A 21,743-nucleotide genomic window follows, 5' to 3' on the forward strand; every position below is an offset into this window, starting at 1 on the left:
GGCCCCAGCGGGCCGATGGCGCGCAGGAAGCCCGGACTAACAAGATGGCAGTAAAATCTCCCGCGTTTCGTAAAAAATTCCCTCTGCTGGTGACCGGCAGCCTGCTGGCAATGCAGCCTGTAGCCACCCAGTTCGTAGTCGCCGCCGAGCAGTTCGACTGCCAGGCGTCCGCCTCCGGCGGCTGGGCCTGCGCACCCAAGGCAACGGCGGAAAGCCTGCCTCCACGCCCGGTCCACAGCGATAGCGCGGTGAGTTCCAGGGTCGGCGTAGCGGGCACCACCGCCGCTTCCGGCCAGGGCGAGTCGGCCGAAGCCAAGACCACGCTGGTCACCGAGGCAGGCGGCAGGGCACTCGCTTCCCGTAGTGCAGACTTCAGCCATCTGGACTGGGTTCCGCGCGACAAGCTGACCGCCGCACAACTGGCCGAGACCGGTCCGTACTGCGCTGGCGCCTATGTCGAGCCGCGCCGCCCGGGCATGAACGACAAGACCCCGCCCGAAGACTCGCCCACCTACGTTTCCGCCAAGGCCTCGCGCTACGAGCAGGAAAAGCAGGTCGCGACCCTGGCCGGCGACGTGGTCCTGCGCCAGGGCAGCATGCAGGTCGAGGCCGACGAGGCGAACCTGCTGCAGGCCGAGAACCGTGGCGAGCTGGTCGGCAACGTCAAGCTGCGCGACAACGGTGCCCTGGTGGTCGGCGACAAGGCCGAACTGCAACTGGACAACGGCGAAGCGAAGATCGACAACGCCGAGTACGTGCTGCACAAGTCCCACACGCGCGGTAGCGCCCTGTACGCCAAGCGCCAGGAAGACGCGATCATCCGCCTGAAGGACGGCACCTACACCCGATGCGAACCGGGCGACAACGCCTGGCACCTGAAGGGCAACAACATCAAGCTGAACCCGGCCACCGGCTTCGGCACCGCGACCAACGTGACGCTGCGGGTCAAGGACATTCCGGTGTTCTATACCCCGTACATCTATTTCCCCATCGATGACCGCCGCCAGTCCGGCTTCCTGCCGCCGAGCATCGGCACCAGCAGCGACACCGGTTTCTCCCTGCTGACGCCCTACTACTTCAACCTCGCGCCGAACTACGACGCCACCCTCTATCCGCGCTACATGGCCAAGCGCGGCCTGCTGATGGAAGGCGAGTTCCGCTACCTGACCAAGGGCAGCGAAGGCCAGTTCGGCGGCGCCTACCTGAACGACGAGGAAGACGAGCGCAAGCTGCAGTCCGAGTACAAGGACAAGCGCTGGCTCTACAACTGGCAACACAAGGGTGGACTGGACGAGCGCCTGATGACCGAGGTGGACTACACCGACATCAGCGACCCCTACTACTTCCAGGACCTGCAGACCGAACTGGGCATCGCGCAATCGACCTACGTCAACCAGCAGGGCGCCGTCACCTGGCGCGGCGACAGCTACACCGCACGTCTCAACGCCCATGCCTATGAAATGGCCACGGTCACCGAGATCACCCCGTACGACCGCCTGCCCCAGATCACCCTGGACGGCGTGCTGCCCGTCGACGCCGGTGGCCTGAAGTTTTCCTACGCCACCGAGTTCGTGCGCTTCGAGCGCAACCTGCGCAAGGGCCTGTTCACCGACGAGGATGGCGCGACCAGCCCCTGGTACGACACCCGCATCCCGGGCCTGGCCCGCGCCAACGGCAACCGCGTCCATGTGGAGCCGGGCGTCAGCCTGCCCCTGGACTGGAGCTACGGCTTCCTCAAGCCGTCGGTGAAGTACCTCTATACCCAGTACGACCTGGACCTGGACCAGCAGGGCAAGAACAGCCTGCTGGCCGGCCAGGAGTTCAACAGCAGCGAAGACCGCAGCGTACCGATCTTCAGCCTCGACAGCGGCCTGTACTTCGACCGCAACACCGAGCTGTTCGGCAGCCAGTACAAGCAGACCCTGGAACCGCGCCTGTTCTATCTCTACGTTCCCGAAGAGAAGCAGGACAACATCCCGGTCTTCGACAGCAGCGAAAGCGCCTTCAGCTATTCCTCGCTGTTCCGCGAGAACCGCTTCTCCGGCCGTGACCGCGTGGGCGATGCCAACCAGGTGTCCCTGGGCCTGACCAATCGCTGGATCCAGCCCAACGGCTTCGAGCGCCAGCGCTTCAGCATCGGCCAGGCCTTCTACTTCGAAGACCGCAAGGTGCAGCTGCCCGGCATCGACTACCGCGACCGCAAGTCGGCCCAGGCCAGCGTCTCGCCTTACGCACTGGAGTACCTGTACCGCTTCAACCGCGACTGGCGCCTGTCCTCCGACTTCAACTGGGACCCGGATGCCGGCCGCACCCGCTCCGGCAGCATGATGTTCCACTACCAGCCGGAAGACGACGTCAACAAGGTGGTCAACTTCGGCTACCGCTACCGCAACGACGCCGTGGTCTACAACCAGACCACCGGCCAGTGGCAGGAAGGCGGCGACTACGTCGACAACGTGACCGGCCGCGTGATCAAGGACTACTACAAGATCGAGCAGCATGACGCGTCCGTCATCTGGCCGATCGTCCCGCAGTGGAACGCCATCGCCCGCTGGCAGTACGACTACAACCGCAGCCGCACCCTGGAAGCCTTCGGTGGCTTCGAGTACGACAGCTGCTGCTGGAAGCTGCGTCTGATCAACCGCTACTGGGTCGACTACGACGAGAGCACACTTTCGCCCGAACTCAACGAAAAGGCCGACCGCGGCGTCTTCCTGCAGATCGTGTTCAAGGGCCTCGGCGGCGTGATCGGCAACAAGGTTGAAAGTTTCCTCGACAATGGCATCCAAGGTTACCGTGAACGTGAAGACCAAGCTTTCTGATTGTCTCCGCCCGCTGCTGTTGGGCGCCCTGTTCCTGGGTAGCGCCGTGCATGCCGAGGTCCAGTCGATCGACCGCGTCGTGGCCATCGTCGACAACGACGTGATCATGCAGAGCCAGCTCGACCAGCGCATCCACGAGGTGCAGCAGACCATCGCCAAGCGCGGGTCTGCCCTGCCTCCCGAGCACGTGCTGGGCCAGCAGGTGCTGGAGCGCCTGATCATCGAGAACATCCAGCTGCAGATCGGCGACCGCTCCGGCATCCGCATCACCGATGAGGAGCTGAACCAGGCCATCGAGGCCATCGCACAGCGCAACGGCATGAGCGTCGATCAGTTCCGCAGCGCCCTGGCTCAAGACGGTCTCTCCTATGAGGACGCCCGCGACCAGGTCCGCCGCGAGATGGTCATCAGCCGAGTGCGCCAGCGCCGCGTCGCCGAGCGCATCCAGGTCACCGACCAGGAAGTGCAGAATTTCCTCGCCTCCGACCTGGGCAAGATGCAGCTCTCCGAGGAATTCCACCTGGCCAATATCCTGATCCCGGTCGCGGACGGCTCCTCGCCCGAGACCATCCAGGCCGCCGACCGCCAGGCGAAGGATCTTTACCAGCAACTGCAACAGGGCGCCGACTTCGCCCAGTTGGCGATCTCCCGCTCCGCCGGCGAAACCGCCCTGGAAGGCGGCGAGATCGGCTGGCGCAAGGCCGCCCAGTTGCCGCCCCCCTTCGATGGCATGGTCAGCGCCCTCTCTCCGGGTGAAGTGACCGAACCGGTGCGCACGCCGGGTGGCTTCATCATTCTCAAGCTCCTGGAAAAGCGCGGTGGCAGCACCCAAGTGCGTGACGAGGTGCATGTGCGCCACATCCTGCTCAAGCCTAGCGAGATCCGCAGCGAAGCCGACACCGAACGCCTGGCCGAGCGCCTCTACCAGCGCATCCAGTCCGGCGAGGACTTCGCCGAGCTGGCGAAGAACTTCTCCGAGGACCCGGGTTCGGCGCTCAACGGTGGCGACCTGAACTGGATCGACCCCAACGCCCTGGTGCCCGAGTTCCGCGAAGTCATGGCCAAGACCCCGGCCGGCCAGCTGTCCCGCCCGTTCAAGAGCCCCTACGGCTGGCACGTTCTGGAAGTGCTCGGTCGCCGCGCCACCGACAGCGCCGACCAGATGCGCGAGCAGCAGGCGATAAACGTCCTGCGCAACCGCAAGTACGACGAAGAGCTGCAGGCCTGGCTGCGCCAGATCCGCGACGAGGCGTACGTCGAAACCAAGCTCTGATTCTTCGGCACCCTGCCACGCAGGGTGGCGCGCTGGCGGTACAATCGCCGCCACGCGCCACAGCCGGAGAGCCCCGCAATGCCCCTTCCCCGCTTCGCCCTCACCCCTGGTGAACCCGCCGGCATCGGCCCGGACCTCTGCCTGCTCCTGTCCCGCGAACGCCAGCCCTACCCGCTGATCGCCATCGCCAGCCAGGCACTGCTGCAAGAGCGCGCCAGCCAGCTCGGCCTCGACATCGGCGTCATCCCCGTATCACCCGACGCCTGGCCCGACAGCCCCGCAGAAGCGGGATCGCTCTATGTCTGGGACACCCCGCTGCAAGCCCCCGTCCAGCCCGGCGTGCTCGATCGCGCCAATGCCAGCTACGTGCTCGACACCCTGACCCGCGCAGGCAAGGGCTGCCTGGATGGCCACTTCGCCGGAATGATCACGGCGCCCGTGCACAAGGGTGTGATCAACGAGGCCGGAATCGCCTTCTCCGGCCACACGGAGTTCCTCGCCGAACTGACCCAAACCCAGCAGGTGGTGATGATGCTCGCCACCCGCGGCCTGCGCGTCGCCCTGGTGACCACCCACCTGCCGCTCAAGGACGTTGCCGCCGCGATCACGACCGAGCGCCTGGAACGGGTCACCCGCATCCTGCACACCGACCTGGTGGAGAAATTCGGCCTGCCCACACCCCGCATCCTGGTCTGCGGCCTCAATCCCCATGCGGGGGAAGGCGGCCACCTGGGACGCGAGGAGGTCGAAGTCATCGAGCCCTGCCTGCAACGCCTGCGCGAGGAGGGCCTGAACCTGATCGGCCCGCTCCCGGCCGACACCCTGTTCACGCCGAAGCACCTGGAGCACTGCGATGCGGTGCTGGCCATGTATCACGACCAGGGCCTGCCGGTGCTGAAGTACAAGGGCTTCGGCGCGGCGGTGAACGTCACCCTTGGCCTGCCGATCATCCGCACCTCGGTCGACCACGGCACCGCCCTCGACCTGGCCGGAACCGGGCGTATCGACGGCGGCAGCCTGCAGGTGGCACTGGAGACGGCCTACGAGATGGCAGCCAGCCGTAGCTGAGCCTGCAAGCGCCGATCAGCACATTTCGGCCTGGTCGGCGCAATGCTGTAGACTGCGCGCCTTTCCCCGCTTCCAGCTTCAAGCTACCGGCTTCAAGCTGCTCCACCTGGAGCCCGCAATGTCCGAATACCAACACCGCGCACGCAAGCGCTTCGGCCAGAACTTCCTGCATGACGCCGGCGTCATCCACCGCATCCTGCGCGCCATCCACGCGAAGGAAGGCGAACACCTCGTGGAGATCGGCCCGGGCCAGGGCGCACTCACCGAGGGCCTGCTCGGCAGTGGCGCACAGCTCGACGTCATCGAGCTGGACCTCGACCTGATCCCCATCCTGCAGGGCAAGTTCGGTACCGAGCCGCGCTTCCGCCTGAACCAGGGCGATGCCCTCAAGTTCGACTTCGCCCAGCTCGACGCCACGCCCAACAACCTGCGCGTGGTGGGCAACCTGCCCTACAACATCTCCACCCCGCTGATCTTCCACTTGCTGGATAACGCCCACCTGATACGCGACATGCATTTCATGTTGCAGAAGGAGGTGGTCGAGCGCCTGGCCGCAGAGCCCGGCGGTGGCGACTGGGGTCGCCTGTCGATCATGGTCCAGTACCACTGCCGCGTGGAGCACCTGTTCAACGTCGGCCCCGGCGCCTTCAATCCGCCGCCCAAGGTGGACTCGGCCATCGTCCGCCTGGTGCCCCACGACGTGCTGCCGCATCCGGCCAAGGACCACCGCCTGCTGGAGCGCGTGGTGCGCGAAGCCTTCAATCAGCGCCGCAAGACCCTGCGTAACACCCTCAAGGGCCTGCTCGACAGTAACGCCATCGAGGCGGCCGGCGTAGAGGGCGGCCTGCGTCCCGAACAGCTGGACCTGGCGGCCTTCGTGCGCCTGGCCGACAAGCTGGCCGAACAGACAACGGGCGCATGACGCCCTAGACTTCCATTCCGGTTCCAGAGAACAGACCCGTGCCCGATTCCCGCTACCTGGTCGCCGTCAGCGTCACCACCCGCTTCCTCCCGGAGCAGTCGCAGCCCGAACAGAGCCGCTTCGCCTTCTCCTACACCGTGACCATTCGCAATGAAGGCGAGTTACCGGCCAAGCTGGTATCGCGCCACTGGGTGATCACCGATGGCGACGGCCATGTGCAGGAAGTGCGCGGTGCCGGCGTGGTCGGCCAGCAGCCGCTGATCGAACCGGGCGCGAGCCACGTCTACAGCAGCGGCACCGTGATGGCGACCCGCGTCGGCACCATGCAGGGCAGCTACCAGATGGTCGCCGAGGACGGCAAGCGCTTCGATGCCGAGATCGCCCCCTTCCGCCTGGCCGTTCCTGGCGCGCTGCACTGACAGGAGAGCTCGATGACGGTTTACGCAGTCGGCGACCTCCAGGGCTGCCTCACCCCGCTCGAGTGCCTGCTCGAACGCGTCGCCTTCGACCCCGCCCGCGACCGCCTGTGGCTGGTCGGCGACCTGGTCAATCGCGGCCCGCAGTCCCTGGAGACCTTGCGCTTCCTGTACGCCATGCGCGACAGCCTGACCTGCGTGCTCGGCAACCACGACCTGCACCTGCTGGCAGTGGCACACAACACCGAACGCCTGAAGAAGTCCGACACCCTGCGCGAGATCGTCGAGGCCCCCGATGCGGCGGACCTACTCGACTGGCTGCGGCGGCAGAAGCTGGTGCACTACGACGAGCAGCGCGACATCGCCATGGTCCACGCCGGGATCCCGCCCAACTGGACCCTGGCCAAGGCACTGAAACGCGCCGCCGAGGTGGAGGAAGTCCTGCTGGACGATGCGCGCCTGCCGCTCTTCCTGGACGGGATGTACGGCAACGAGCCGGCGAAATGGGACAGTGACCTGCAAGGCGTTGCCCGCCTGCGTGTCATCACTAACTATTTCACCCGCATGCGCTTCTGCACGGCCGATGGCACCCTGGACCTCAAGAGCAAGGAAGGCGTCGACACCGCCCCGCCCGGCTACGCCCCCTGGTTCAGCCACCCGGGACGAAAGACCCGCGGCCAGAAGATCATCTTCGGCCACTGGGCGGCACTGGAAGGCAAGTGCGACGAACCCGGCCTCTACGCCCTGGACACCGGTTGTGTCTGGGGCGGGGCCATGACCCTGCTGAACGTCGACAGCGGCGAACGCATCAGCTGCAGTTGCGAGGAGAACAAAGCATGAGCGAATTCCAGCGTATACCCCCGGAGCGCGCCCAGGCGCTGCGCGAACAGGGTGCACAGGTGGTCGACATCCGTGACCCGCAGAGCTACGCCAACGGCCACATCGCCGGGTCGCAGCACCTGGACAACTACTCCCTGGCCGACTTCATCGCCAGGGCCGACCTCGACAAGCCATTGATCGTCACCTGCTACCACGGCAATTCCAGCCAGGGAGCTGCGGCCTACCTTGTGGGCCAGGGCTTCTCCGATGTCTACAGCCTGGACGGCGGCTTCGAGCTCTGGCGCGCCACCTACCCCGATGAAGTCGCCCAGGGCAGCGTCGAGTAAAAAAATTCTCGATGGCGCAACCCCGCGCCATCACTGGTCTCGCGCCGCGACCTGACGAACGGCAATCTCTTGTTATCCTTCCGTCATCCTTGACCTGCCGGATTCCGAACTACTCTTAGGTCAGGCCATCCAACAGGGGAGAGCCGGCACACCGGTTCCGGGCCATCGGCGGCGACCATTTAGGTGTTCTGGGGGATTCTCATCGGCCGACTCGTCGGCTGACTGCCCACACCCGCGTGACCGACCCCGCCGGCTCCCAGTATCCAGCGAGGTGACGTAATGAGCATTTTCAGCCACTTCCAACAACGCTTCGAGGCGACCCGCCAGGAGGAGTATTCCCTTCAGGAATACCTCGACCTGTGCAAGCAGGACCGCAGCGCCTATGCCACCGCAGCCGAGCGCATGCTCATGGCCATCGGTGAACCGGAGCTGCTGGATACCTCCGCCGACTCGCGGCTTTCGCGGATCTTCTCCAACAAGGTGATACGCCGTTACCCGGCCTTCGCCGACTTCCACGGCATGGAAGACTGCATCGACCAGATCGTCGCCTTCTTCCGCCATGCGGCGCAGGGCCTGGAAGAGAAGAAACAGATCCTCTACCTCCTGGGCCCGGTCGGCGGCGGCAAATCGTCCCTGGCCGAGAAGCTCAAGCAGCTGATCGAGAAAGTGCCCTTCTACGCCATCAAGGGCTCGCCGGTGTTCGAATCGCCCCTCGGGCTGTTCAACGCCACCGAGGACGGCGCCATCCTCGAAGAGGACTACGGCATCCCCCGCCGCTACCTCTCCACCATCATGTCGCCCTGGGCCACCAAGCGCCTCGCCGAGTTCGGCGGCGACATCAGCCAGTTCCGCGTGGTCAAGCTCTATCCCTCGATCCTCAACCAGATCGCCGTGGCCAAGACCGAGCCCGGTGACGAGAACAACCAGGACATCTCCGCCCTGGTGGGCAAGGTGGATATCCGCAAGCTGGAGGAATTCCCGCAGAACGACGCCGACGCCTACAGCTATTCGGGCGCACTGTGCCGGGCCAACCAGGGCCTGATGGAATTCGTCGAGATGTTCAAGGCACCGATCAAGGTGCTGCACCCGTTGCTGACCGCCACCCAGGAAGGCAACTACAACAGCACCGAGGGGCTGGGGGCCATCCCCTTCCAGGGCATCCTGCTGGCCCACTCCAACGAGTCGGAATGGCACAGCTTCCGCAACAACAAGAACAACGAGGCGTTCATCGACCGTATCTACATCGTCAAGGTGCCCTACTGCCTGCGCGTCACCGACGAGATCAAGATCTACGACAAGCTGCTGGCCAACAGCTCGCTGGCCCATGCCCACTGCGCGCCCGACACCCTGAAGATGCTCGCCCAGTTCTCCGCCCTGTCACGCCTGAAGGAACCCGAGAACTCCAACATCTACTCGAAGATGCGCGTCTATGACGGCGAGAACCTCAAGGATACCGACCCCAAGGCCAAGTCGATCCAGGAATACCGCGACGCCGCAGGCGTCGACGAAGGCATGAACGGCCTGTCGACCCGCTTCGCCTTCAAGATCCTGTCCAAGGTGTTCAACTTCGACCCGCATGAGGTCGCCGCCAACCCGGTGCACCTGCTCTACGTGCTCGAACAGCAGATCGAGCAGGAACAGTTCCCCGCCGAAGTGCGCGAGCGCTACCTGCGCTACATCAAGGAATACCTCGCCCCGCGCTACATCGAGTTCATCGGCAAGGAAATCCAGACCGCCTACCTCGAGTCGTACAGCGAGTACGGCCAAAACATCTTCGACCGTTATGTGCTCTACGCCGACTTCTGGATCCAGGACCAGGAATACCGCGATCCGGAGACCGGTGAAATCCTCAACCGCGTCGCCCTCAACGAGGAGCTGGAGAAGATCGAGAAACCGGCCGGCATCAGCAACCCGAAGGACTTCCGCAACGAGATCGTCAACTTCGTGCTGCGCGCCCGGGCCAACAACAACGGCAAGAACCCCACCTGGCTCAGCTACGAGAAGCTGCGGGTGGTGATCGAGAAGAAAATGTTCTCCAACACCGAGGACCTGCTGCCGGTCATCAGCTTCAACGCCAAGGGCAGCAAGGACGAACAGCAGAAGCACAACGATTTCGTCAAACGCATGGTCGAGCGCGGCTACACCGAGAAACAGGTTCGCCTGCTGTCCGAGTGGTACCTGCGGGTACGCAAGTCGCAGTAACAGCAGCCACAAGCTACGAGCTCCAAGCGGCAGGTAGGGGCGGGGGCCGGTGCTCTGCGCGTCTACTTGCAGCTTGCAGCTTGCGGCTTGAAGCTGCCCCGGAGGGGCATCCATGAGCTACGTGATCGACCGACGCCTGAATGGCAAGAACAAGAGCACGGTTAACCGCCAGCGCTTCCTCAGGCGGTACCGCGACCACATCAAGAAAGCGGTGGAGGAAGCGGTCAGCCGCCGCTCCATCACCGACATGGAGCATGGCGAGCAGATCAGCATCCCCGGCCGGGATATCGACGAGCCGGTGCTGCACCATGGCCGTGGCGGGCGCCAGACCATCGTCCATCCCGGCAATAAGGAATTCACCACCGGCGAACGCATTCCGCGCCCCCAGGGCGGCGGCGCGGGGCGTGGCAGCGGCAAGGCGAGCAACTCCGGCGAAGGCATGGACGAGTTCGTCTTCCAAATCACCCAGGAGGAGTTCCTCGACTTCATGTTCGAGGACCTCGAACTGCCCAACCTGGTGAAACGCCACCTCACCGGCAGCGACACCTTCAAGACCGTACGCGCCGGCATCAGCAACGAGGGCAACCCCTCGCGCATCAACATCATCCGTACCCTGCGCTCGGCCCACGCCCGGCGTATCGCGCTTTCCGGCTCCAGCCGCGCCAAGTTGCGCATCGCCCGTGAAGAGCTTGCCCGCCTCAAGCGCGAGGAGCCGGACAACTTCGGCGACATCCAGGAACTGGAAGCCGAGATCCTCAAGCTGCGCGCACGCATCGAGCGGGTGCCGTTCCTCGACACCTTCGACCTCAAGTACAACCTGCTGGTCAAGCAGCCCAACCCCAGCTCCAAGGCCGTGATGTTCTGCCTGATGGACGTCTCGGGCTCCATGACCCAGGCGACCAAGGACATCGCCAAGCGCTTCTTCATCCTGCTGTACTTGTTCCTCAAGCGGAACTACGACAAGATCGAAGTCGTGTTCATCCGCCACCACACCAGCGCCCGCGAGGTCGACGAGGAGGAGTTCTTCTACTCCCGCGAGACCGGCGGCACCATCGTCTCCAGCGCCCTCAAGCTGATGCAGGAGATCATGGCCGAGCGCTACCCCGTCAACGAATGGAACATCTACGCAGCCCAGGCTTCGGACGGCGACAACTGGAACGACGACTCGCCCATCTGCCGGGACATCCTGATCAAGCAGATCATGCCCTTCGTGCAGTACTACACCTATGTAGAGATCACCCCACGCGAGCACCAGGCGCTCTGGTTCGAGTACGAGCAGGTCTGCGACGCCTTCGCCGACACCTTCGCCCAGCAACAGATCGTCACCGCTGGCGACATCTACCCGGTGTTCCGCGAACTGTTCCAGCGCCGACTGGTTAACTGAGGGCCGTGACATGACCGCCACAGAAAAGAAGAGGCAGCCCATCTCCACGGGGTCCGAGTGGACCTTCGACCTGATCCGCACCTACGACCGCGAGATCGGCCGGCTGGCCGAGCGCTATGCGCTTGACACCTATCCCAACCAGATCGAAGTCATCACCGCCGAGCAGATGATGGATGCCTACGCGTCCGTGGGCATGCCGCTGGGCTACCACCACTGGTCCTACGGCAAGCACTTCCTGGCCACGGAGAAAGGCTATTCCCGCGGACAGATGGGCCTGGCCTACGAGATCGTGATCAACTCAGACCCCTGCATCGCCTACCTGATGGAGGAGAACACCATCACCATGCAGGCGCTGGTGATCGCCCACGCCTGCTACGGCCACAACAGCTTCTTCAAGGGCAACTACCTGTTCCGCACCTGGACCGATGCCAGCTCGATCATCGACTACCTGGTGTTCGCCAAGCAGTACATCATGCAGTGCGAGGAGCGCCACGGCATCGACGCGGTGGAAGACCTGCTAGACTCCTGCCATGCCCTGATGAACTACGGCGTCGACCGCTACAAGCGCCCCTACCCGATCTCCGCCGAAGAAGAACGGCGCCGCCAGAAGGAGCGCGAGGAGCACCTGCAGAAGCAGATCAACGACCTCTGGCGCACCATCCCCAAGGGCGCCGGCAAGGGCGGCGACAAGGACAACCGGCGCTTCCCGCCCGAACCCCAGGAAAACATCCTCTACTTCATCGAGAAGCACGCGCCACTGCTGGAGCCCTGGCAGCGCGAGATCGTGCGCATCGTGCGCAAGATCGCCCAGTACTTCTATCCGCAACGCCAGACCCAGGTCATGAACGAAGGCTGGGCCACCTTCTGGCACTACACCCTGATGAACGACCTCTACGACGAAGGCCTGGTTACCGAGGGCTTCATGCTCGAGTTCCTCCAGTCCCACACCAGCGTCGTGTTCCAGCCCGGCTTCGACAGCCCCTACTACAGCGGCATAAACCCCTATGCCCTGGGCTTCGCCATGTACCGCGACATCCGCCGCATATGCGAAGAACCCACCGAGGAGGACAAGCGCTGGTTCCCCGATATCGCCGGCGGCGACTGGCTCTCCACCATCAAGTTCGCCATGAAGAGCTTCAAGGACGAGAGCTTCATCCTCCAGTACCTCTCACCCAAGGTGATCCGTGACTTCAAGCTGTTCAGCATCCTCGACGACGACCAGAAGGACGAGTTGCTGGTACCCGCCATCCATGACGAACCCGGCTACCGGCAGATCCGCGAGACGCTCGCCGCCCAGTACAACCTCGGCAACCGCGAGCCCAACGTGCAGATCTGGAACGTCGACCGCCGCGGCGACCGCTCCCTGACCCTTCGCCACCAACAGCACGATCGCAAGCCGCTCGGCGAATCCACCGAAGAGGTGCTGCGCCACCTGCACCGTCTATGGGGCTTCGACATCCACCTGGAGACCATGAACGGCGAGCAGATCACCGGCACCCACCACGTGCCTCCCAAGGGCGAGCGCAGCGAAGACGGCGAATACCCGCGACTGGACCTAGTCATCCCGCCCATTTGATCGGTTGACCGCATGCCGGGCGACCCCGAGCATGCGGTCATCGTCCATGGAGAGCGTCGATGCGCCTGTTCCTCGTCCTGCTGCTGTGCCTGGTCCTGGCCACCTGCTCCACCCACATCCCCAGCATCCAGGTGCTCAGACCGGCCGACAGCGGCCTGGCCATCCGCCACAGCTTCCAGCTGATTCCCCCGGAGCAGGCCTTGCAAAGCCCGGCGCCCTATCGCGAGCACTACATCCGCCTCGACCCGTTGCTTCGCCAGGGCCTTGCCGCGCGCGGCTACCACGAAAGCCAGAGCCCCGAGCTGCGCGTCTACTACTGGCTGGCCCTGCAGGACGCACCTCTGGAGTTCAAGGTCGACCAGGCACCGCCCAACCCGCTCGGCCCCTACCAGGCCATCCACCGCCTGCGTGACGAAACCGGCACCCTGCGCCTGCGCATCACCGACCTCGACGGCCTGGTGCTCTGGGAAGGCATCGCCAGTACGGGCCTGAGCCCCTCCTGGGACAGCGCCGAGTTGCTGGAAAGCGCCGTGGAGGCACTGACCCGGCAAATCCCCATCGCAGCCAACGAGCGGGCTGCTATCCTCCGCACCCTCGGAGGTGAGCATGCAGATATACAAGGTGGGCGGCGCGGTTCGTGACCGGCTGTTGCAGCACCCGGTCACGGAAGTGGACTGGGTCGTCGTCGGCGCGACCGCTGAAGAAATGCTCGAGCAGGGCTTCAAGCCCGTGGGCGCGGATTTCCCGGTGTTCCTTCATCCGCAAAGTGGCGAGGAGTACGCACTGGCGCGCACCGAGCGCAAGAGCGGGCGTGGCTATGGCGGTTTCACCTTCTTCGCCAGCCCGGACGTCAGCCTCGAAGAGGACCTGATCCGCCGCGACCTCACCGTCAACGCCATCGCCGAAGACGAACACGGCGTGCTGGTGGACCCCTATGGCGGCCAGCGCGACCTGGAGCGGCGCATCCTCCGCCACGTTTCCCCCGCCTTCGCCGAGGACCCGTTGCGCGTACTGCGTGTCGCCCGCTTCGCCGCACGCTATGCGCCACTGGGCTTCACGGTGGCCGAAGAAACCCTGGCGCTGATGCGTGAGATCGCCGAGTCCGGCGAGCTGGACGCCCTGACACCCGAACGCAGCTGGAAGGAAATCTCCCGCGCCCTGATGGAGCCCCGCCCGGACGTATTCATCCAGGTGCTGCGCGACTGTGGCGCGCTCAAGGCCTGGATGCCGGAGCTCGACGCCCTGTTCGGCGTCCCCCAGCCCGAGCAGCACCACCCGGAAGTGGATTCCGGCCTGCACGTGCTCGCCGTCCTGCAACAGTGCGCCGAGCATGAGCAACCCCTCGCCGTGCGCTGGGCCTGCCTGCTGCATGACCTGGGCAAGGGCGAGACGCCGGAGGAGGAATGGCCCCGGCACATCGCCCATGAACAGCGCGGCCTGAAGCTGATCCAGCAGGTAAACGAACGCTGCAAGGTTCCCCGGGACTGCCAGGAGCTGGCGATGCTGGTGGGCGAGTTCCATACCCACGCCCATCGCGCGCAGGAACTCCGCGCATCGACCCTGGCCGAGCTGCTGGTGCGCTTCGACGTCTACCGCCGTCCCCAGCGCTTCGAAGAATTCATCGCGGCCTGCGAGATGGACGCCCGTGGCCGTCACGGCCTCGAGCAGCGCGAATACCCTCAAGCCGACTACCTGCGGGGCGCCGCCTCGGCTGCACGCGCAGTCGCGGTCCAGCCCCTGCTGGAGAAGGGCTACAAGGGTGCCGAACTGGGCGAGGCGCTCAAGCTAGAGCGCCTGAAAGCACTGAAGGCCTACAAGGAAGGCGCGGGGAAGGCCTGAAGCAGATCGTCGGGGGTCAACGGGCGCCCCCGCCACGCGAAGGGCACCGGCCACAGCTGTTGCTGGATCTGTGCCGTCGCCCACAACTCCGCGAAGCTGCGTCCCTCACCCGGGTGCAGGCGGTCGGGCACCACCAGTGCCAAGGGCCAGAGCACGAATGCATTCTTCAGCACCTCGGCACGGGGCAGCACCAAGCCATCGAAGCTGCCGACCAGATCGCCATAGAGCAGCACATCGATGTCCAGCGGCAGGCCCTTGCGGTCTGGCGCGTAGCGACCGTTGTCGGCCTCGATGAACTTGAGGCGGCGGTCCAGCTCCATCAGCGGCAGGTCGGAGTCGGCGGCCACCACCAGGTTGTAGAAGGGGCCGCTCTTGATGCCCACCGGCTGGCTTTCGAATACCGGCGAGCACTGGATGCCCTGGAGGAAACCGGCCAGCGCGTCGAGGCCGGCTGCCAGGTGTTCCTCGCGCCCGATGTTGCTGCCCAGGCCCAGCAGAACCGGAGTCAGCGGCATCCGCGTTCGATCTCCACGCCAACGCTGCTGGCAGCGGGAACCGCGCCGGGCTTGTGCAGCTTCAGGCGCACCCAGGGAATCTGGAATTCAGCCATCAGCAGGGCGACCAGCCGCTCGGCGAAGGTCTCCACCAACTGGAACTGGGACTCGGCAGCGAACGCCTGGATGCGCTGGGACACCGAGGCGTAGTCCAGCGCATGGGCCAGTTCATCGCCTGCGGCGGCCGGGCGGTTGTCCCAGCCCATCTGCAGGTCCAGGCGCAGGCACTGGCGAATGCTCCGCTCCCAGTCGTACGCACCGATGACGGTATCGACTTCAAGACCCTCGATGAAAACCGTGTCCACGTAAGTTCTGCCCCGTTAGAATCAGGGCTCCCTCGCCCTGGAATGGATACCAATGTTCTGGCTGCTGGCGATCCTCGCCTACCTGCTCGGCTCGCTGTCCTTCGCCATCCTGCTCAGCCGGGTGTTCGGCACCGCCGACCCGCGCGAACTGGGTTCAGGCAACCCGGGCGCCACCAACATGCTGCGCGTGGCGGGCAAGAAGCTCGCGATCCTCACCCTGCTCGGCGACCTGCTCAAAGGCCTCGTGCCCGTGCTGGTCGCCTACCTGATCGGGCTCGGCATCCAGAAACAGGCCTGGATCGGCCTCGCCGCCGTGCTCGGGCATCTCTACCCGCTGTACTTCCGCTTCCGTGGCGGCAAGGGCGTCGCCACTGCCGCCGGCATGCTGCTCGGGCTCTATCCCCCGGCCGCCCTGCTGGCGGTTGCGGCCTGGGCGCTGACGTTCGCCCTCACCCGTACCAGCTCGCTCGCGGCCTTGATCGCGACACCGCTGACCCTGCCGCTGCTGGCCTGGCAGAAGCCAGGCGCATTGCTGCCGATGGCCGTGCTCTGCTGCCTGATCGTCTGGCGACACCGCGGCAATCTACGCGACCTTTTCGCCGGACGCGAACGACATTTCTGAAACTGAAGACAGCCTCAAGCTACACGCCTGAGGCTTCAGGAAACCGCACGGGGTTCAGATGGCCGGCAGGTTTTCCATCGGCCAACGAGCCTGCACGGCGATCGCAGGGCCTTCCTGCTGCCCGGCCTTCAGGCGCTGGCAACCGGCGTAGGCGATCATCGCGCCGTTGTCGGTGCAGAAGCGCGGACGCGCGTAGAAGACGTTGCCCTGGAGCTCGGCCAGCATCGCCTCCAAAGCCTGGCGCAGGGCCTGGTTGGCGCTGACACCACCGGCGATCACCAGGCGCTTCAGGCCGGTCTGCTTCAGGGCCCTGCGGCACTTGATGACGAGAGTCTCGACCACCGCCTGCTGGAACGCCAGAGCGATGTCGCAGCGGGTTTGCTCACCGTCGTCCCCAGCATCGCGGCACTGCTGCCAGGTGTTGAGGGCGAAGGTCTTCAGGCCGCTGAAACTGAAATCCAGGCCTGGGCGATCGGTCATCGGGCGCGGGAAGGTGAAGCGCCCCGCCACGCCGGACTCCGCAAGGCGGGCGATCTCGGGGCCACCCGGATAGCCCAGGCCGATCAGCTTGGCGGTCTTGTCGAAGGCCTCGCCGGCGGCGTCATCCACCGACTCACCGAGCAGCGCGTAGCGGCCGATGCCATCGACGCGCACCAGCTGCGTATGGCCACCGGAAACCAGCAAGGCGACGAACGGGAACTCCGGTGGCTGCTCTTCCAGCATGGGCGCCAGCAGATGGCCCTCCATATGGTGCACGCCCAATGCGGGCACGCCCCAGGCGAACGCCAGGGCTTGCGCACAGGAGGCGCCGACCAGCAGAGCGCCGACCAGGCCAGGCCCCGAGGTATAGGCGATGCCATCGATATCCGTCGGCTTGCAGCCGGCACCGTCCAGCACCTCCCGCAGCAGCGGCAGCATGCGCTTGACGTGATCGCGGGATGCCAGCTCAGGCACCACACCGCCATAGACGCGGTGCAGGTCGATCTGACTGAACAGCGCATCGGCCAGCAGGCCGCGTTCGCTGTCGTAGAGGGCGACGCCGGTCTCGTCGCAAGAGGTTTCCAGACCCAGCACTAGCATTGGGATCGAGCCTTCGAGGCCTAGCCAATAAAGAAGGCGCGCATCATAATCGCCGCCCTCCGCCCCGGCCAGCGGTTTTCGACTGAAGGCTTTGCATTCCGGGGCGCGAGGCGTTAACATCCGCAACCCTTGAAAACCGACGTTCTCCCGCAACCCTAGCCAGGAGCACGTTCACCCACGGTAATTAGTGAAGGTACGACCTGGATGCCAGCCGTCAAAGTTAAAGAGAACGAACCCTTCGACGTAGCCCTGCGTCGCTTCAAGCGCTCCTGCGAAAAAGCCGGTGTACTGGCTGAAGTACGTAGCCGCGAGTTCTACGAGAAGCCCACTGCCGAGCGCAAGCGCAAAGCTGCTGCTGCAGTTAAGCGTCACGCCAAGAAAGTGCAGCGCGAACAGCGCCGCCGCGAGCGCCTGTACTGAGTTAACAGGCTTCGCCGCACGCTTTCAGCATCGCCCGGCTCCGGCCGGGCGAGTGCATTCAGGCACCGCACGCGACACTCCGCTTCGCCCTGGCGAACGCCGGAGTTTTTTGCATTTGCAGCCCCTGGTAATGCCGCTATCACCCAAGGGTGATGGAGGCCTATGCTTTGACCCTTCCCGAGTCCTGAGCACCCTATGGCCGGCCTGATCCCCCAAGGCTTCATCGACGATCTGCTGAACCGCACCGACATAGTCGAAGTGGTGAGTTCGCGCATCCAGCTGAAGAAGACCGGCAAGAACTACAGCGCCCGCTGCCCCTTCCATAACGAGAAGACGCCCTCCTTCAGCGTCAGCCCGGACAAGCAGTTCTACTACTGCTTCGGCTGCGGCGCCGGCGGCAACGCCCTCGGCTTCGTCATGGACCACGACAACCTGGACTTCCCCCAGGCCGTCGAGGAACTCGCCAAGCGCGCCGGGATGGACGTCCCGCGTGAAGAAAGTGGTCGCGGCAACCGCCCGCGCCAACCCACGGACTCCCCCCTCTACACCCTGCTCAGCGCCGCCTCGGACTACTACCGCCAGGCCCTGAAAAGCCACCCGACGCGCAAGGCGGCAGTGGACTACCTGAAGGGCCGCGGCCTGTCCGGCGAGATCGCCCGCGACTTCGGCCTGGGCTTCGCACCGCCGGGCTGGGACAACCTGCTCAAGCACCTGGCCGGCGACGCCCTGCAGCAGAAGACCATGATCGACGCCGGCCTGCTGATCGAGAACGCCGAGAGCGGCAAGCGCTACGACCGCTTCCGCGACCGGGTCATGTTCCCCATCCGCGACAACCGTGGCCGCATCATCGCCTTCGGCGGCCGGGTACTGGGTGACGACAAGCCCAAGTACCTGAACTCCCCCGAGACACCGGTCTTCCACAAGGGCCAGGAACTCTACGGCCTGTACGAGGCCCGCAAGAACAACCGCAACCTCGACGAAATCATGGTCGTCGAGGGCTACATGGACGTCATCGCCCTCGCCCAGCAAGGCCTGCGCAATGCCGTCGCCACCCTGGGCACCGCCACCAGCGAGGAACATGTCAGGCGCCTGTTCCGCCTCGTGCCCAGCATCCTGTTCTGCTTCGACGGCGACCAGGCCGGCCGCAAGGCTGCCTGGCGAGCACTCGAAGCCACCTTGCCGAGCCTGGAAGACGGTCGCCGCGCGCGCTTCCTGTTCCTTCCCGAAGGCGAGGACCCGGACAGCCTGGTGCGCGCCGAAGGCACCGACGCCTTCCGCGCCCGCATAACCCAGCACGCACAGCCCCTTGCCGACTATTTCTTCCAGCAACTGAAGGAAGAAGCCGACCCCAGTTCCCTGGAAGGCAAGGCACACCTGGTGACCCTGGCGGCACCGCTGATCGACAAGGTTCCCGGCGCCAACCTGCGTACACTCATGCGCCAGCGCCTGTCGGAAATCACCGGATTGAACGGTGAGGCGATCGGCCAACTGAGTCACGACGCACCGCCCCCCAGCAGCGAGCCGTCGCACTACCCCGACGACTACCACTACGGCGCCCCCGCCGGCTACGAAAGCTACGGCGAGCCGAGCCAGGAGCACTACTTCGAACCACCCGTCCGGCAACAGGGTGACTGGCAGAAGGGTGAGCGCAAGAAAGGCGACTGGAAGAAAGGCGGCAAGCCCTGGGACAGGAAGGGCGGGCGCGACGACTTCAAGCGCCCGCCGCGTACCGAGATCAAGGTCGAGTCACCGACGCTGACCGCCCTGCGCACTCTTCTGCATCACCCGAACCTTGCCCAGAAGGTCGAAAATGCCAGTCATTTCGCGGCAGAAGACGACACGTACGCCCGCCTGATGGTGTCCCTGCTCGAAGCCCTGCAGAAGAACCCCAAGCTGCGCTCGCTGCAGCTCATCGCCCGCTGGCACGGCACCGAACAGGGCCGCCTGCTGCAGGCCCTGGCGGAAAAGGAATGGTTGATTTCGAGCGACAACCTTGAACAACAGTTTTTCGACACTATAACTAGGTTGTCGGCCCGCCAACGTGAGCGCAGCCTCGAACAACTGCTACGCAAAGCAAGGCAGAGCGAACTCAGCGCAGAGGAAAAAGACCAACTGCGCGACCTCCTCAGCCGCAGTCCATCTCCAGCCTCCACCAGCCCAACTGGCGCGTGAGGCACCTGGTCAGGTATAATCCTCGGCTTGTTTTTAGCCCGCCAAGACCTTAAGTGGATAGGGTGTTATGTCCGGAAAAGCGCAACAGCAGTCTCGCCTCAAAGAGTTGATCGCCCGTGGTCGTGAGCAGGGTTACCTGACTTACGCGGAGGTCAATGACCACCTGCCGGAGGATATTTCCGATCCGGAACAGGTGGAAGACATCATCCGCATGATCAACGACATGGGGATCAACGTATTCGAGAGTGCCCCGGATGCGGATGCCCTGTTGTTGGCCGAAGCCGACACCGACGAAGCTGCCGCGGAAGAAGCCGCCGCCGCTCTCGCCGCGGTCGAGACCGACATCGGCCGGACCACCGACCCGGTGCGCATGTACATGCGCGAAATGGGGACCGTGGAGCTGCTGACCCGCGAAGGCGAGATCGAAATCGCCAAGCGCATCGAGGAAGGCATCCGCGAAGTGATGAGCGCGATCGCCCACTTCCCCGGTACCGTCGACAGCATCCTTGCCGAATACCACCGAGTCACCACCGAAGGCGGTCGTCTCTCCGACGTCCTCGCCGGCTACATCGACCCTGACGACGGCAGCCTGCCGGCCGAAGAAGTCGAGCCCGTCGACCTGAAGGACGACAGCGCCGCGAAGGAAAAGGACGAGGACGAAGAAGAGGAAGGCGACGGCGACGACACCGAGGAAGAAGGTGACGGCGGCCCGGACCCGGAAGAAGCGCTGCGTCGCTTCACCGCCGTATCCGACCAGCTCGAGAAAGCCCGCAAGGCCCTGAAGAAGCACGGCCGCAGCAGCAAGCAGGCGATCGACGAGCTGCAAGGCCTGGCCGAACTCTTCATGCCCATCAAGCTGGTGCCGAAGCAGTTCGACGCCCTGGTCGACCGCGTCCGTGACGCCCTCGACCGCGTCCGTGCCCAGGAACGCGCCATCATGCAGCTCTGCGTGCGTGATGCCCGCATGCCGCGTGCCGACTTCCTGCGCCTGTTCCCGGGCAACGAAGTCGACCTGACCTGGGTCGAAGGCCTCGCCAAGGGCAAGGCCAAGTACGCCGAAGCCCTCGGCAAGCTGGTGGACGACGTCAAGCGCAACCAGCAGAAGCTGATCGACCTCGAGAAGGAAGTCGACCTCAAGGTCGCCGAGATCAAGGACGTCAACCGCCGCATGTCCATCGGCGAAGCGAAAGCCCGCCGAGCGAAGAAAGAGATGGTCGAGGCCAACCTGCGTCTCGTGATCTCCATCGCCAAGAAGTACACCAACCGCGGCCTGCAGTTCCTCGACCTGATCCAGGAAGGCAACATCGGCCTGATGAAGGCGGTGGACAAGTTCGAATACCGTCGCGGCTACAAGTTCTCGACCTACGCCACCTGGTGGATCCGCCAGGCGATCACCCGCTCGATCGCCGACCAGGCCCGCACCATCCGTATCCCGGTGCACATGATCGAGACCATCAACAAGCTCAACCGCATCTCCCGTCAGATGCTCCAGGAAATGGGCCGCGAGCCCACCCCGGAAGAGCTTGGCGAGCGCATGGAAATGCCCGAGGACAAGATCCGCAAGGTATTGAAGATCGCCAAAGAGCCGATCTCCATGGAAACCCCGATCGGCGACGACGAGGACTCCCACCTGGGCGACTTCATCGAGGACAGCACCATGCAGTCCCCGATCGACGTGGCCACGGTAGAAAGCCTCAAGGAAGCGACCCGCGAAGTACTGGCCGGCCTCACCGCCCGTGAAGCCAAGGTCCTGCGCATGCGCTTCGGCATCGACATGAACACCGACCACACCCTCGAGGAAGTCGGCAAGCAGTTCGATGTGACCCGCGAGCGGATCCGCCAGATCGAAGCCAAGGCGCTGCGCAAGCTGCGCCACCCGTCGCGAAGCGAGCATCTGCGCTCCTTCCTCGACGAGTGATCGA

The 21,743-nt window shown here is 64.7% G+C and carries 19 protein-coding genes; 16 read left to right on the top strand and 3 right to left on the bottom strand.

Going from position 1 to position 21,743, the window contains the following annotated elements; genetic code table 11:
• Positions 1-44: 44 nt before the first annotated feature.
• From WFQ67_RS26515 to WFQ67_RS26570, 12 genes are all read left to right on the top strand, one after another.
• Positions 45-2,822 carry an LPS-assembly protein LptD gene (locus tag WFQ67_RS26515; RefSeq protein ID WP_337058645.1) on the top strand — a complete coding sequence of 926 codons (2,778 nt, stop codon included), beginning with the start codon at positions 45-47 and terminating at the stop codon, positions 2,820-2,822.
• Positions 2,803-4,095, top strand: a complete 1,293-nt coding sequence (locus WFQ67_RS26520) for a peptidylprolyl isomerase (RefSeq protein WP_337058646.1) — start codon at positions 2,803-2,805, stop codon at positions 4,093-4,095. The genes WFQ67_RS26515 and WFQ67_RS26520 overlap by 20 nt, the downstream gene beginning before the upstream one ends.
• Positions 4,096-4,173: 78 nt before the next feature.
• Positions 4,174-5,163, top strand: coding sequence for a 4-hydroxythreonine-4-phosphate dehydrogenase PdxA (gene pdxA / locus WFQ67_RS26525; RefSeq protein WP_337058647.1), 990 nt, complete (start codon positions 4,174-4,176; stop codon positions 5,161-5,163).
• Between the two features lie 118 nt (positions 5,164-5,281).
• Positions 5,282-6,085, top strand: coding sequence for a 16S rRNA (adenine(1518)-N(6)/adenine(1519)-N(6))-dimethyltransferase RsmA (gene rsmA / locus WFQ67_RS26530; protein ID WP_337058648.1), 804 nt, complete (start codon positions 5,282-5,284; stop codon positions 6,083-6,085).
• 38 nt (positions 6,086-6,123) lie between these two features.
• The gene (apaG, locus tag WFQ67_RS26535) at positions 6,124-6,504 is read left to right on the top strand and encodes a Co2+/Mg2+ efflux protein ApaG (RefSeq protein WP_111262258.1); all 381 of its coding nucleotides are present in this window, start codon (positions 6,124-6,126) and stop codon (positions 6,502-6,504) included.
• 12 nt (positions 6,505-6,516) lie between these two features.
• Positions 6,517-7,341, top strand: a complete 825-nt coding sequence (locus WFQ67_RS26540) for a symmetrical bis(5'-nucleosyl)-tetraphosphatase (RefSeq protein WP_213628181.1) — start codon at positions 6,517-6,519, stop codon at positions 7,339-7,341.
• A complete protein-coding gene (gene glpE / locus WFQ67_RS26545; protein ID WP_213628180.1) occupies positions 7,338-7,667 on the top strand; it encodes a thiosulfate sulfurtransferase GlpE in 330 nt (109 codons plus the stop codon). Before WFQ67_RS26540 ends, glpE begins: the two co-directional genes overlap by 4 nt.
• Positions 7,668-7,946: 279 nt before the next feature.
• Complete coding sequence (locus tag WFQ67_RS26550; RefSeq protein WP_111262261.1) at positions 7,947-9,869, top strand: PrkA family serine protein kinase; 1,923 nt, start codon at positions 7,947-7,949, stop codon at positions 9,867-9,869.
• 112 nt (positions 9,870-9,981) lie between these two features.
• Positions 9,982-11,253, top strand: a complete 1,272-nt coding sequence (locus WFQ67_RS26555; RefSeq protein ID WP_173177646.1) for a YeaH/YhbH family protein — start codon at positions 9,982-9,984, stop codon at positions 11,251-11,253.
• 10 nt (positions 11,254-11,263) lie between these two features.
• The gene (locus WFQ67_RS26560) at positions 11,264-12,829 is read left to right on the top strand and encodes a SpoVR family protein (protein WP_111262263.1); all 1,566 of its coding nucleotides are present in this window, start codon (positions 11,264-11,266) and stop codon (positions 12,827-12,829) included.
• Positions 12,830-12,888: 59 nt separating this feature from the next.
• A complete protein-coding gene (locus WFQ67_RS26565; RefSeq protein WP_337058649.1) occupies positions 12,889-13,470 on the top strand; it encodes a hypothetical protein in 582 nt (193 codons plus the stop codon).
• A complete protein-coding gene (locus WFQ67_RS26570) occupies positions 13,436-14,668 on the top strand; it encodes a multifunctional CCA addition/repair protein (protein ID WP_337058650.1) in 1,233 nt (410 codons plus the stop codon). Before WFQ67_RS26565 ends, WFQ67_RS26570 begins: the two co-directional genes overlap by 35 nt.
• Here WFQ67_RS26570 and folK read toward each other — a convergent pair.
• On the bottom strand, positions 14,641-15,183 hold the full coding sequence (folK, locus tag WFQ67_RS26575) for a 2-amino-4-hydroxy-6-hydroxymethyldihydropteridine diphosphokinase (RefSeq protein WP_337058651.1): 543 nt from the start codon (positions 15,181-15,183) through the stop codon (positions 14,641-14,643). The two genes, WFQ67_RS26570 and folK, sit on opposite strands and share 28 nt — an antisense overlap.
• Positions 15,174-15,527, bottom strand: coding sequence for a dihydroneopterin aldolase (gene folB, locus WFQ67_RS26580; protein WP_213628177.1), 354 nt, complete (start codon positions 15,525-15,527; stop codon positions 15,174-15,176). Before folB ends, folK begins: the two co-directional genes overlap by 10 nt.
• A gap of 52 nt (positions 15,528-15,579) precedes the next feature.
• Here folB and plsY point away from each other — a divergent pair, with 52 nt between their 5' ends.
• A complete protein-coding gene (plsY, locus tag WFQ67_RS26585; protein ID WP_111262268.1) occupies positions 15,580-16,149 on the top strand; it encodes a glycerol-3-phosphate 1-O-acyltransferase PlsY in 570 nt (189 codons plus the stop codon).
• A gap of 54 nt (positions 16,150-16,203) precedes the next feature.
• Here plsY and tsaD read toward each other — a convergent pair whose 3' ends face one another.
• Positions 16,204-17,229: a tRNA (adenosine(37)-N6)-threonylcarbamoyltransferase complex transferase subunit TsaD gene (gene tsaD / locus WFQ67_RS26590; RefSeq protein WP_173177636.1), complete on the bottom strand. Its 1,026-nt coding sequence runs from the start codon at positions 17,227-17,229 to the stop codon at positions 16,204-16,206.
• 204 nt (positions 17,230-17,433) lie between these two features.
• On the opposite strand from tsaD, the gene rpsU reads away from it, so the two are divergent.
• From rpsU to rpoD, 3 genes are all read left to right on the top strand, one after another.
• A complete protein-coding gene (gene rpsU, locus WFQ67_RS26595; RefSeq protein WP_003085057.1) occupies positions 17,434-17,649 on the top strand; it encodes a 30S ribosomal protein S21 in 216 nt (71 codons plus the stop codon).
• Between the two features lie 195 nt (positions 17,650-17,844).
• The gene (gene dnaG / locus WFQ67_RS26600; RefSeq protein ID WP_337058652.1) at positions 17,845-19,821 is read left to right on the top strand and encodes a DNA primase; all 1,977 of its coding nucleotides are present in this window, start codon (positions 17,845-17,847) and stop codon (positions 19,819-19,821) included.
• A 67-nt stretch (positions 19,822-19,888) separates the two neighbouring features.
• Entirely contained in the window at positions 19,889-21,739 is a 1,851-nt protein-coding gene (gene rpoD, locus WFQ67_RS26605; protein WP_111262271.1) for an RNA polymerase sigma factor RpoD, read from the top strand.
• The last annotated feature ends 4 nt before the right edge of the window (positions 21,740-21,743 follow it).

The sequence above is a fragment of the Pseudomonas sp. USHLN015 genome (genome assembly GCF_037153275.1).
Lineage (GTDB): Bacteria > Pseudomonadota > Gammaproteobacteria > Pseudomonadales > Pseudomonadaceae > Metapseudomonas > Metapseudomonas tohonis.

Bases quoted from the DNA above. Each gene is read 5' to 3' on its own strand.
- WFQ67_RS26515 (WP_337058645.1), top strand. From the start codon at position 45: ATGGCAGTAAAATCTCCCGCGTTTCGTAAAAAATTCCCTCTGCTGGTG.
- pdxA (WP_337058647.1), top strand. From the start codon at position 4,174: ATGCCCCTTCCCCGCTTCGCCCTCACCCCTGGTGAACCCGCCGGCATC.
- rsmA (WP_337058648.1), top strand. From the start codon at position 5,282: ATGTCCGAATACCAACACCGCGCACGCAAGCGCTTCGGCCAGAACTTC.
- WFQ67_RS26540 (WP_213628181.1), top strand. From the start codon at position 6,517: ATGACGGTTTACGCAGTCGGCGACCTCCAGGGCTGCCTCACCCCGCTC.
- glpE (WP_213628180.1), top strand. From the start codon at position 7,338: ATGAGCGAATTCCAGCGTATACCCCCGGAGCGCGCCCAGGCGCTGCGC.
- WFQ67_RS26550 (WP_111262261.1), top strand. From the start codon at position 7,947: ATGAGCATTTTCAGCCACTTCCAACAACGCTTCGAGGCGACCCGCCAG.
- WFQ67_RS26555 (WP_173177646.1), top strand. From the start codon at position 9,982: ATGAGCTACGTGATCGACCGACGCCTGAATGGCAAGAACAAGAGCACG.
- WFQ67_RS26560 (WP_111262263.1), top strand. From the start codon at position 11,264: ATGACCGCCACAGAAAAGAAGAGGCAGCCCATCTCCACGGGGTCCGAG.
- WFQ67_RS26565 (WP_337058649.1), top strand. From the start codon at position 12,889: ATGCGCCTGTTCCTCGTCCTGCTGCTGTGCCTGGTCCTGGCCACCTGC.
- WFQ67_RS26570 (WP_337058650.1), top strand. From the start codon at position 13,436: ATGCAGATATACAAGGTGGGCGGCGCGGTTCGTGACCGGCTGTTGCAG.
- folK (WP_337058651.1), bottom strand. From the start codon at position 15,183: ATGCCGCTGACTCCGGTTCTGCTGGGCCTGGGCAGCAACATCGGGCGC.
- plsY (WP_111262268.1), top strand. From the start codon at position 15,580: ATGTTCTGGCTGCTGGCGATCCTCGCCTACCTGCTCGGCTCGCTGTCC.
- tsaD (WP_173177636.1), bottom strand. From the start codon at position 17,229: ATGCTAGTGCTGGGTCTGGAAACCTCTTGCGACGAGACCGGCGTCGCC.
- rpsU (WP_003085057.1), top strand. From the start codon at position 17,434: ATGCCAGCCGTCAAAGTTAAAGAGAACGAACCCTTCGACGTAGCCCTG.
- dnaG (WP_337058652.1), top strand. From the start codon at position 17,845: ATGGCCGGCCTGATCCCCCAAGGCTTCATCGACGATCTGCTGAACCGC.
- rpoD (WP_111262271.1), top strand. From the start codon at position 19,889: ATGTCCGGAAAAGCGCAACAGCAGTCTCGCCTCAAAGAGTTGATCGCC.